The following is an 11,646-nucleotide window of genomic DNA, read 5'->3' as shown; positions in this document are numbered from 1 at the left end:
GATACTCGGCGGGCACCGCGTTCAGGACGGCACCGGGACCGGTGCCACGTCAACCGAAACGTTGATCGCACTCTTCTTGGACTCGGTATAGATCACACCACGCAGCGGTGGTACATCGTCGTAGTCGCGACCCCACGCCACGGTCACATGTCGTTCGCCGACGAGCACGTCATTTGTGGGGTCGAAAGCGATCCATCGATCACCCGGCAGCCATACCGCCGCCCACGCATGCGAGGCATCAGCACCGAAGATGCGTTCAGCACCCGGCGGCGGGTCGGTCGCGAGGTACCCGGACACATACCGGGCGGCCAGGCCCTGCGACCGAAGACATGCGATAGCGACACGCGCGAAGTCCTGACACACGCCTTCGCGGCGTTCCATCACGCGCTCGACCTTTGTGCTGATTTCAGTCGACCCCGACTTGTAGGTGAAATCCGCGAAGATCCGGCTGTTCAATTCGACGACGGCTTCGATCAGGGGACGCTGTGGCACAAAGACTTTCGCGGCGTACTCGTGTACCGACGCGGTGATCTCCGGTGGATAGAGGTCGAGCTGATATTCGACGGCTCGAGACCCGCTACGACCCGACGGCCGCGCGAACTCCCACTGCGCGGTAGCCGCCGAGGACGTCAGCAACTGCTGGTCGACCGGATCCACCTCGACCGTCGAAGTACCGGTCACCTCCAGCCGCCGATGCGGGGTCCGCACGTGAAAGTAGTTGTCGGTATTGCCATAGATATCGATCCCCGACGAGAAGTCGTCCGGATCGGGGTCGATCACCACCGCGGTCTCGATGACCCGCTGGCCGGGCAGATCGCGTGGTTGCAGATGGCAACGACCATAGGAACTCGTCACGACGTCGTCATAGTCGTAGCGAGTTCGATGGATCACGCGATAACGTCGCATGTCGGCAGCCGATTCGGTCATGGCCGAACCTCCGATCCCGCTCCCCACAGCGGCTGCATCTCCACCGGATAGGCGAAGCGAGTGCGGCCGAGAATATTGGTGATCTCTCTCACCCCGACGTCGAGCGTAGTTATCAACTCGCTCAGTTCAGCGCGCCTGCCCGCGTCGTCGACCCCGGCCAGATCGACCGGGTCCACCCGACGCAAAGCGCCGATCAAGTCCTCGACGACGCGCTCGGCTGCGGCGGAACGGAGGGCGTCGGGCAGCGTCGTCAGGTTGGTGCGCAGTGTCGCGAGTTGATAGATCATCGATCGTGGATTGGCTTCGTCGAACAGCATCACCGCGACGACGGCGGCGAGTCTGAACACCCCGCGATTGCGTCGGCGGTAGATGATGGCCGATTCGTTTGCGACGAGATAGGTCTCCATCAACCCCTGTTCGGTGTCGGGATCATGTCGTTCGGCCAATACCGCGGCGGTGAGCGTCGCCAATACCTGCGCACGTTCGATCCGGCGGCCGATATCCATGTACTGCCAGCCGGGATCGCGCACCATCGACTCGGCCTGCAGACCCGACAATGCGAGCAGTCCATGCAGGATGTTGTCGTGGGTGCGGCCAAGATCGGCTGCTTCCGGATCGCTCATCGACGACGCCGTGAGTTCGTCCAGGGTGCGCTCGATCGCCCCGAGCACCATCCAGGTACTCGTCGACAACTGGTCGCGCACCGCGCGAGCCACCTGCGACAAATGATCAACGGCAAATGCCACCGATCCAGCCGCATCACGATCCACAGTGAGCGCATGCAGGATCGCGACCGCATCGCTCACCTCGTCGGGGGCCGGTGCCCGCTGCGTCTGTCCGGTTGCTTCCAAGGCTGACCCGCTCGCCGTGATCACCGCGCCGAGGAATAGCGGGATCGATGCGGTACCCGTCATCCAGGGGCGGTACCGGAAGTCTTCATACCGTTCGCGCGCCACTTTGACCATCCGCGTCGTCAGTTCAGCGCGCTCCCCATACCTGCCGAACCAGAACAGATCCGACAGCACGCGCGGCGACGAGGCGAAGACAGTGTCGGATACGAAGACGGTATCGGGATCCTGTGTGGGCGAAACAGTCTCGAGCACCCGACGGCCGGCGCTCTCGTCACCCGACGCCACCGCTTGTTCAGCGGCGACCCAAACATCTTTCGCGGCAATCGAATTCATCGCCCCACCAGCCGGACCGTCGAGGAGGACGTAGCCAAGCCCACCGGGCATTACGGCGTATCCGGCGCCCTGGGCAATGCTGAAGGCACGGATACCGACCGGGGCCGCCCGCAGCATCGACCCACCACCGCGAACGGTAGGTCCCGGTGTCGTCGAGGGAGCAACCGAGAAATCCTCCAGCGTCCGGCCAACCCATTGCCATGCGGTAGCCGCGATCCGGTCCCGCAGCGCAGCGTGCTCAGTGACCGTCAGCCCAGGTCCGTTGAATTCCTCACCGGTCCGGAAATTGGTGATCGTCATCGACCGAAGGCCACCGAGTAGGCCGCTGAGTTCATGTGCGGCACCACCCCACAGCGTTGGCACCGACTCCAACAGCAGTTCCTCGTCGAGCAAGGCCCGGCACAGGGCGGGAAGGTAAACCGCCAGCGCCGGATTCTCCAGCACGCCGCTGCCCAACGCATTCACCACGGTAACGGTGCCGCGGGCAACAGCTTCGACGAGTCCGGTAACTCCCAACCTGGAATCAGCCCGCAGATCAAGGGGGTCTGCGTACTCCGCATCGACGCGACGAAGTATCACGTCCAATCGCTTGAATTTGCCGAGTGACCGCATGTACACGGCACCGTCACGGACCACCAGGTCAGCTGCCTCGACAAGCGGAAAGCCCAGTGCGGCAGCAAGATATGCTTGATCGAAGGCCGTCTCGGACAATGAGCCCGGCGCCAATACAGCGACCGTCGGATCCTCGATCCCCGGCGGCGCGTGTTCGAATAGCGCCAACCGCAACGCCGCGACGAATGCCGTCAGCGGTCGGGGCACGCACGCCTGCACGAGTCGCGGCAGAGCCCGAGCCATCAGTCTACGGTCGGCAACCGCATACCCGATACCCGACGGCGCCTGCACTCGATCGGCGTATACGGCCAGGGTTCCCGTACGAGTTCGGCCAAGATCACATGCGTGCATGAACAGCGCGTGCGGATGGGTGCGCGGCTGCCGCGCCGCGCGCCGTAGATATCCCGGATGCCCGTAGATCAGCTCGGGGGGCAACACGCCGGCCGCTATCATCGTCTGGCCGCCATAGACATCGGCGAGCAGCGCGTCGAGTACCCGGGCCCGCTGTTCGACGCCGCGCTCGATTTCCGACCATTGCTCGCCGTCGACCAGCAGCGGAACGCAGTCCAGCTCCCAACGCCGCCGCAACGTCGTTTCACCTTCGAGGACGTTGTAGGTGATGCCGTCGTCGTCGATGAGGGTGCGGACTCGTTGATCCACTTGCCGCAATCCCGCGTCACCGAGTCGCGCATACCGCTCGACCAGCGGCGCCCACGGTGCCCGGATTCCTCCATCGACATCGATCAACTCGTCGTATCTGGAGGTCGCCCTGCCAACGGCAGGCTGTTCCTCGGCGACTCGCGCGAGGTCGAAAAGACCCTGTCGGTCGGATCGGTATCGATCCAGCACCGGCGAGGAATCCATTCGTGGCATGGTCACCGAAGAACCGTACGTGCCCGCCGCAGATCAAGGATCATCGGTACGCCCAAATCGCTCGCCATCCGTGACTGGTATTCACGCAGCCGTGCGATGTCGATCGGCCCCAATTGATGTCCGGCGGCCTCGAATCGGCCGTTTCGGCGCGACTCGGCTTCCACCGCGTTGATCGGCGGAATGTCATACGCCCGGCCGCCGGGATGCACGACGTGATACGTCGCGCCGCCTACCGACCGACCGCTATGGGTGTCGACGAGATCGAAACGCAGCGGTGAGTCCACCGTGATAGTGGGATGCAGGGCACTCGGCGGCTGCCACGCTCGGAATCGTATTCCGGCGACCGCCTCCCCGGCACGGCCCGTACTGACCAGCGGAACCGGAATTCCATTGCAGGTCAACACGAAACGCTCTCGACCACCGCCGAGGACGCGTACCTGAACGCGCTCGACCGACGAGTCGACGTAGCGCGCGGTACCTCCGGAGGATGATTCCTCGCCGAGGACATTCCACGGCTCGATCGCCCCGCGCAATTCGATCTCGGTGTCTCGGATCGCCACCGTGCCCAGGCGCGGGAATCGAAATTCGGTGAACGGCGCGAGCCAGGCGGTGTCGAAGTCGTAGCCCGCGTCCCGTAGATCTTCGGCGACGTAGCCGATGTCTTCGATCACATAGTGCGGCAACAGATGTCGCCCGTGTAGGTCGGCACCGTGCCGGTGTAACCGCTGACGGTATGGCTTGTCCCAGAACCACGACACCAGACTCCGCACCAACAGAGATTGCACCATCGCCATCTGATGATGCGGAGGCATCTCGAATCCACGGAGCTCAAGCAAACCGAGACGACCGCGCGTGGAGTCTGGACTGTAGAGCTTGTCGATGCAGAATTCGGCGCGGTGAGTATTGCCGGTGATGTCGGTGAGTAGGTGCCGTAGCGCTCGATCGGTGATCCACGGCAGGTGATAGTCGTTGTTGCCGGCGGCGACTTCGGCGCTGACACGGTCGATTTCGGCGAATGCGACTTCCAGTTCGTATAATGCGCTCTCGCGGCCCTCGTCGACGCGCGGCGCCTGCGAGGTGGTGCCGATGAAGCGACCGGAGAACAGATACGACAACGATGGGTGTCGTTGCCAGTAACTCAGCATCGACACCAGCAGATCAGGGCGGCGCAGCATCGGCGAATCACTGGGTCGCGCACCGCCGAGCGTTATGTGATTGCCACCCCCGGTGCCGCCGTGGCTACCGTCGAGGTCGAAGGATTCGGTGCCCAGGCCGACGCGGCGGGCTTGGTCATACAGTGTTGCCAGCAACGCCGACTGCTCCGCGAACGACGACGTCGGCGGAATATTCACCTCGATGACGCCGGGGTCGGGAGTGATCGTCAAGGTCGTCAGCCGCGAGTCCGCCGGTGGGCCATACCCTTCGATGACGACGGGCCTGCTCAGCGCCGAAGCGGTGTGCTCGATGAGATTGACCAATGCGACAAAGTCGTCGGCCTGGTCGGTCGGCGGCAGGAAGATGTATAGGACACCGGCGCGCTCCTCGGCGACCAGAGCGGTGATGTCATTGCTGTTGGAATCGTCTGATCCCTCATCCGGCACCGCCCCGTCGGACTTCGCTGTCTCGTCGGCAACATCAGCCAACGGCTCGATCGCCACGGCGCTCGGGTCAGCGGGGTATCGCGCGGTGTCGGGTTCCCAGAACAGTGAATTCAGCGGAAGCCGCAGGCCCGCAGGAGAATTGCCCGGGCTGAGCACTAACCGCCCGCGTCGGGTAGTCCAGCGCGTACTCCGCCATCCGTCGACTCCGCGACTAATCGGCAGGACATACGCGGTGGGGGTAGTGACCGATGAATCCAGTTCGGCGAGAAGAGCTTTGCGCCGGTCAGCGGTATCAGCGTCGGGCGTGAGATCATTTTCAGTAGCTTCGATCGCCAGCGCCGACCGCTCGGCGGGAGCGCCGGCCGGAAGCGAAACCAACTCGGCTAGCCGCAGCAACGGATCTTCATAGGCACCAAGCACCTGCGTGGCGGGCAACGAGAGCCGTTGTGCCAGTGTCGTGATGAAATCGTGCGCCGCGATGGCGGTAGCCGGATCATCGGGGCCGAGCCCGCCCGGACCTTGCCGTTCGATGGTCGCCTGCGCCTTCGCGCGGGTGGTCCACGGATCGTCGAGGAGGTCTGGGTTGGTCCATAGCGGTTTGCCATCGACACGCCACAGCAAATCAATCTGCCAGCGCGGTAACGGCTCACCCGGATACCACTTACCTTGTCCGCGCTGCACGAGACCGCTCGGCGCGTAGATCTCCTTCAACCGGGTAGTCAGCTGCGATGCGAGTTCACGCTTATGCGGACCGTCGGCGTCGGTGAGCCACTCCGGATCAGTCTGGTTGTACAGCGAGATGAAGGTCGGCTCCCCGCCGACGGTGAGCCGAACGTCATTGGCGCGCATGCGATCGTCCAGCTCGGCCCCAAGCACAGTGATCTTCGACCATTGATCGTCGGTATACGGCAGGGTTACCCGTGGGTCCTCGTGGAATCGAGTGACCTCATTCGAGAAGTCAAGGACCGCATGGCATTTCCCAGTCGATCCGGAAATGGGCGCTGCCGCGCCGGGATACGGCGTAGCAGCCAGCGGAATATGACCTTCACCCGCGAACAGACCCGACGTCGGATCCATTCCAACCCAGCCCGCGCCGGGCAGATACACCTCGGTCCAGGCGTGTAGGTCGGTGAAATCGGCGGCTGGGCCCGACGGACCGTCGATCGCTTTCACGTCGGAGGTCAGCTGCACGAGGTAGCCGGAGACAAAACGAGCGGCGAAGCCCAACTTCCGCAGGATCGACACCAATAGCCACGCCGAATCGCGGCACGACCCGATCGCGGTCTCCAGTGTGTAATTCGGTTCCTGCACACCGGCTTCCATCCGCACCGTGTACCCGACGTCGTCGCGCAGCGCTCCGATCAAGTTCATCAGATAGTCGATGATGCGAACTTTGCCCGGTCCGCTCACGCGGTGCGCGTTGACCCACGCTTGGACCAGCGGATCGGATCGGTCGTCGTCGACCGGGCGAAGGTAGACCTCCAGGTCCCGTCGCAACTCGGCCGGATAGTCGAAGCCGACGTATTCGGCCCACTCTTCGATGAAGAAGTCGAACGGATTGATCGCGGTGAGGTCGGCAACCAGTCCGACCGTGAAACTCAACTCCGACGTCGGCTCCGGAAAGACAAGGCGCCCAAGATAATTGCTGAAGGCGTCCTGCTGCCAATTCAGGAAATGATCATCCGGCGTGACCTTGAGTGAATACGCCTCGATCGGCGTCCGCGAATGTGGAGCGGGCCGCAGCCGAAGCACATGCGGATATACCTTGGTGACCCGATCGAAGTGATACGTCGTTCGATGCTCGAGAGCCACTTTGATGGTCAACGCCCACATCCTCCTGCATCCGCACAAATCCAGAAATGCAATCTCAACACATTCCACGCATTCGCGCTGGATAGAGGAGGTCGGTCAAGCGCAAACCCTGCGGTTCATGCCATCCCCGGCTGTCAGCGGGGAACGATATGAACCGCGGGGTTCGCCGAGGTTATGGCTCTTTCTTGACCTCAGGCTTGAAATCGATCCCCGACTCTTTGCGCTGTGCTGCGGTAATAGCCGCGGGAGCAGCGGTGAGCGGATCGACACCACCACCGGACTTCGGAAATGCGATGACCTCGCGGATCGAATTCTGTCCGGCGAGCAGCGCGGTGATGCGATCCCAACCGAACGCGATTCCGCCGTGCGGCGGTGCGCCGAAGGCAAAGGCGTCCAGGAGGAAGCCGAACTTCTCCTGCGCCTCGTCATGGCCGATGCCCATGATTTCGAAGACGCGCTCCTGGATGTCACGCCGGTGGATACGAATCGAGCCGCCGCCGATCTCGTTGCCGTTGCAGACGATGTCGTAGGCGTAGGCAAGGGCCGCACCGGGATCGGACTCGAGGAGGTCGAGCGATTCGGGCTTGGGCGAGGTGAACGCGTGATGCACCGCAGTCCAGGCGCCGGACCCGACGGCCACGTCGCCGCCAGCCTGGGCGTCTTCGACCGGCTCGAACAATGGGGCATCGACGACCCAGGTGAATGCCCAGTCGTCCTCGTTGATCAGGCCCAGACGCGCTGCGATCTCTCCCCGAGCCGCGCCGAGCAGCGCACGTTGCGCCTTGGCCGGTCCGGCGGCGAAGAATACGCAGTCACCGGGCTTCGCGCCGACGTGCGCGGCCAGCCCGGCCCGCTCCTCGTCGGACAGGTTCTTGGCGACCGGCCCACCGAGCGAACCGTCTTCTTGCACAAGCACATACGCGAGGCCCTTGGCTCCGCGCTGCTTGGCCCACTCCTGCCACGCGTCGAGCTGGCGTCGTGGCTGCGACGCGCCGCCAGTCATAACCACCGCACCGACATACGGTGCCTGGAACACGCGAAACGGCGTGTTGGCGAAGAACTCGGCGCATTCGACTAGTTCGATGTCAAAGCGCAGGTCGGGTTTGTCGCTGCCATAGCGGCGCATGGCGTCGGCATAGGTCATCCGCGGGATGGGGGTGGAGACTTCGACGCCGATCAATTTCCACAGGGCGACCAGAATGTCTTCGGCTAGCGCGATGACATCGTCCTGGTCGACGAAGCTCATCTCGATGTCGAGCTGAGTGAACTCCGGCTGACGGTCGGCGCGGAAGTCTTCGTCGCGGTAGCACCGTGCGATCTGGTAGTAACGTTCCATTCCCGCAACCATCAGCAGTTGTTTGAACAGCTGCGGGCTTTGCGGCAACGCATAGAACGTTCCGGGTTGCAGACGTGCGGGAACCAGGAAGTCGCGGGCGCCCTCCGGCGTCGAACGAGTCAGTGTCGGTGTCTCGATCTCGGTGAATTCGTGCTCTGCCAGCACCGTGCGCGCGGCGGCATTTGCCTTGGAGCGCAACTGCAGCGCCTTATGCGGTCCTTCGCGACGCAGGTCGAGATAGCGGTAGCGCAGACGTGCTTCCTCGCCAGGCGATTCGTCGAGCTGGAACGGCAGCGGCGCCGACTCATTGAGAACTTCCAGGTTCACCGCGTTGATCTCGATAGATCCCGATTCCAGGTTCGGGTTCTCGCTGCCGTCCGGGCGAGGTTCGACGACGCCGGTCACCGCGACGCAGTATTCGGCTCGCAGTCGATGGGCGGCCTCGGCGACCGCCTCGTCGCGGAACACGACCTGAACCAGGCCCGAATTGTCTCGCAGGTCGATGAAGACGACACCGCCGTGGTCCCGGCGATGAGCGACCCAGCCGGCAACGGTCACGGTCTGTGACGCGTTCTCCCGGCGTAACGAACCTGCGAGATGGGTGCGGAGCACTGATTGTCCTTTCCGAACATGATGAAGTTTGCGCTGCTCATCCTATTCGACAGCGATCGACCGCTTCCCACCGCGGCCGACCCACCAGCACTATGCTTACAACCGCCGATCCTTCTCGACAGGAGCACCATGACTTTTCAGGGCAGTGGACCGCTGGATTCCAGCACCGTTTCCGGCGGTGGTGGTGGCGGTGGCGGCGGCACCCGCATCGCGCTGGGCGGTGGCGCCGGCTTGATCATCACGATTGTCGCGTTGTTATTCGGCATCAATCCCGGCGACATCACCGGCGGCAACAACACGGGTATCGGCGATCCCGCTGGCAACAATTCGTCGCAGTCGGCGATCGACCAGCACCTGGCGTCGTGCACCATCGAGAAGGCCAACACCGACGACATTTGTCGTATCAAGGCGACGACGATCAGTGTTGACCGCGTCTGGGCCGAGCAGATGCAGGGCTACACCCCGCCGAAGACGGTGATCTTCAGCAATTCGGTCAATACCGGATGTGGTGCGGCATCGTCGTCGACCGGCCCGTTCTACTGCCCGGCCGATCAGACCGCCTATTTCGATCCGTCGTTCTTCGCGACGCTCAAGCAGATGGGTGGCAGCGACGGTCCACTCGCGCAGGAGTACGTCGTCGCGCACGAGTACGGACATCACGTGCAAAATCTCACCGGCGCTCTGCGCAAGGGGCAACGCTTGGGTTCACAAGGCCCCAAGTCGGGTTCGGTACGCGTCGAACTGCAAGCCGACTGCCTCGCCGGGGTCTGGGCCTATCATGCGGATAAGGGTTCGGACGCGATGCTCGAGCCATTGACAGAAGACCAAATCGCATCGGTTATCCAGACCGCTAAGGCAATCGGCGACGACACCATCCAGGGTGCCAATTCCAATCCAGAGGGCTGGACGCACGGTTCGGCGACGCAGCGTCAACGGTGGTTCACGATCGGTTACAGCCGCGGCGACGCATCCCGCTGCGATACCTTCGCCACCAACGACCTGTAGATGGCACATCAGCGCAGCGCGATCGACGAGATCGCCGACGAGTACCTCGCGACGGCGGCGCGGCTCGATCCGCTGTTCGCCACCGAAGCCGGCATCGCCGGATATGACCATCTGCTCACCGATTTCGGTCCACAGGCCAGCGCCGAACGGGCCGACGCGGCCCGCGCGGCCATCACCGACCTGGCGGCCACCACGGTCATCGACGATGTCGATCGGGTAACGGTAGCCACGATGATTTCCACCCTGCGCCGCCAGATCGATCTATACGATGCCGGGGAATCGATCGGCGATCTCAATGTCATCGCCTCTCCCCTGCAGTCCGTGCGTGATTCATTCGATCTGCTTCCGGTGGACACCATCGAACAGCGCGACTCATTCGTCCAGCGGCTCAGAGCGATTCCCGCTTGCGTCGACAGCATCATTGCCGGCCTCGACCACCGGTTCGCGACTGGCCCGCCGCTAGCCCGACGTCAAATCGGATTGGTTGCCGCACAGACTAATTCAGCAGTCGAAGGCATTGCGGTGGCGGCAGCGCCGATCATCGCGCACGGCGTATTGTCCGATGCCGCGTCGACCGCATTGGCATCAGCGAACATGGCATTCGGCCGACTCGGCGCACGACTGCGTGACGGCATGGAATCCGGCGTCGACGCCGATGCTGTCGGCACCGATCGCTACCTCCTGCATCTGCCAGCATTTCTGGGCGCCGACGTCGATCCCGTACAGGCCTACCAGTTCGGGCTGGACCGCCTGACGCAGATCATCACCGAACAACATGCAGTGGCCGATCAGCTTGGCGCAGAAGGTAATATCGCCGCAGCTATCGCGATCCTCAATACGGACAAGCGGTATCAGATCGATTCGGGCGAAGAATTCGTCTCCTGGATGCAGGGTCTATCCGATCGAGTTGTCGCCGAACTGTCCGGGGTTCATTTCGACCTGCCAGAACGGTTGAGCCGGTTGGAATGTCGCATCGCACCGTCATCGACCGGGGCGATCTACTACACCCAACCATCGTCGGACCTGAGCCGGCCGGGCCGGATGTGGTGGTCGATTCCCGCCGGGCAGAAGGTCTTTCACACCTGGCTGGAGTCGACGACGGTATTCCACGAAGGCGTACCCGGACATCACCTACAACTTGGTTCAGCGGTGATCAACGAGGAACTCAACGACTGGCGCAAACTGGCGTCGTTCACCTCCGGACACGGCGAGGGCTGGGCCCTCTACGCGGAGCGGTTGATGGGCGATCTGGGCTGGCTCGAGGATCCGGGTGATCGGATGGGAATGCTTGATTCCCAACGACTGCGGGCCGCTCGCGTCGTGGTCGACATCGGCGTGCATTGCGCCCTGGCTGCCCCCGAGTCCGTTGGCGGCGGGATCTGGACTGCCGAAAAGGCGTGGGCGTTTCTCACCGATGCGGTGGCGATGGACCGCGACGTACTGCGTTTCGAACTTGATCGCTACCTCGGCTGGCCGGGGCAGGCACCGTCGTATGCGTTGGGGCAGCGCGTCTGGGAGGACACTCGTGACGCCGCTCTGGCGGCGCATCCCGACTGGACCCTGCGCGAATTCCACACGCGCGCATTGCGGCTGGGCGGCGTCACGCTCGATGTATTGCGCAGCGAATTGGGCTAACCAGCCGGTCCCCTGCCCTACGCGTCCCCACGCCATCCGCAAACCCGAC

6 protein-coding genes are annotated in these 11,646 nt (G+C 63.4%); 2 read left to right on the top strand and 4 right to left on the bottom strand.

The window, feature by feature from the left end; translation table 11 throughout:
* Positions 1–21 precede the first annotated feature (21 nt).
* The 4 genes from AAFP29_RS12490 to aspS form a co-directional block, all read right to left on the bottom strand.
* Positions 22–927 (bottom strand): transglutaminase family protein, encoded by a 906-nt coding sequence (locus AAFP29_RS12490; protein ID WP_419217680.1) that lies wholly within the window; start codon positions 925–927, stop codon positions 22–24.
* On the bottom strand, positions 924–3,596 hold the full coding sequence (locus AAFP29_RS12485; RefSeq protein ID WP_419218090.1) for a circularly permuted type 2 ATP-grasp protein: 2,673 nt from the start codon (positions 3,594–3,596) through the stop codon (positions 924–926). The genes AAFP29_RS12490 and AAFP29_RS12485 overlap by 4 nt, the downstream gene beginning before the upstream one ends.
* A 2-nt stretch (positions 3,597–3,598) precedes the next feature.
* On the bottom strand, positions 3,599–7,021 hold the full coding sequence (locus AAFP29_RS12480; RefSeq protein ID WP_419217679.1) for a DUF2126 domain-containing protein: 3,423 nt from the start codon (positions 7,019–7,021) through the stop codon (positions 3,599–3,601).
* A 160-nt stretch (positions 7,022–7,181) separates the two neighbouring features.
* Positions 7,182–8,957, bottom strand: coding sequence for an aspartate--tRNA ligase (aspS, locus tag AAFP29_RS12475; RefSeq protein WP_419217678.1), 1,776 nt, complete (start codon positions 8,955–8,957; stop codon positions 7,182–7,184).
* A 129-nt stretch (positions 8,958–9,086) separates the two neighbouring features.
* Between aspS and AAFP29_RS12470 the strand changes: the two genes are divergently transcribed.
* Positions 9,087–9,962: a neutral zinc metallopeptidase gene (locus AAFP29_RS12470; protein ID WP_419217677.1), complete on the top strand. Its 876-nt coding sequence runs from the start codon at positions 9,087–9,089 to the stop codon at positions 9,960–9,962.
* Complete coding sequence (locus AAFP29_RS12465) at positions 9,963–11,597, top strand: DUF885 domain-containing protein (RefSeq protein WP_419217676.1); 1,635 nt, start codon at positions 9,963–9,965, stop codon at positions 11,595–11,597.
* Positions 11,598–11,646 lie beyond the last annotated feature (49 nt).

The organism is Gordonia sp. CPCC 205333 (genome assembly GCF_048537885.1).
Classification (GTDB): Bacteria; Actinomycetota; Actinomycetes; order Mycobacteriales; family Mycobacteriaceae; genus Gordonia.
This window is presented reverse-complemented; position numbering and strand designations above follow the sequence as displayed.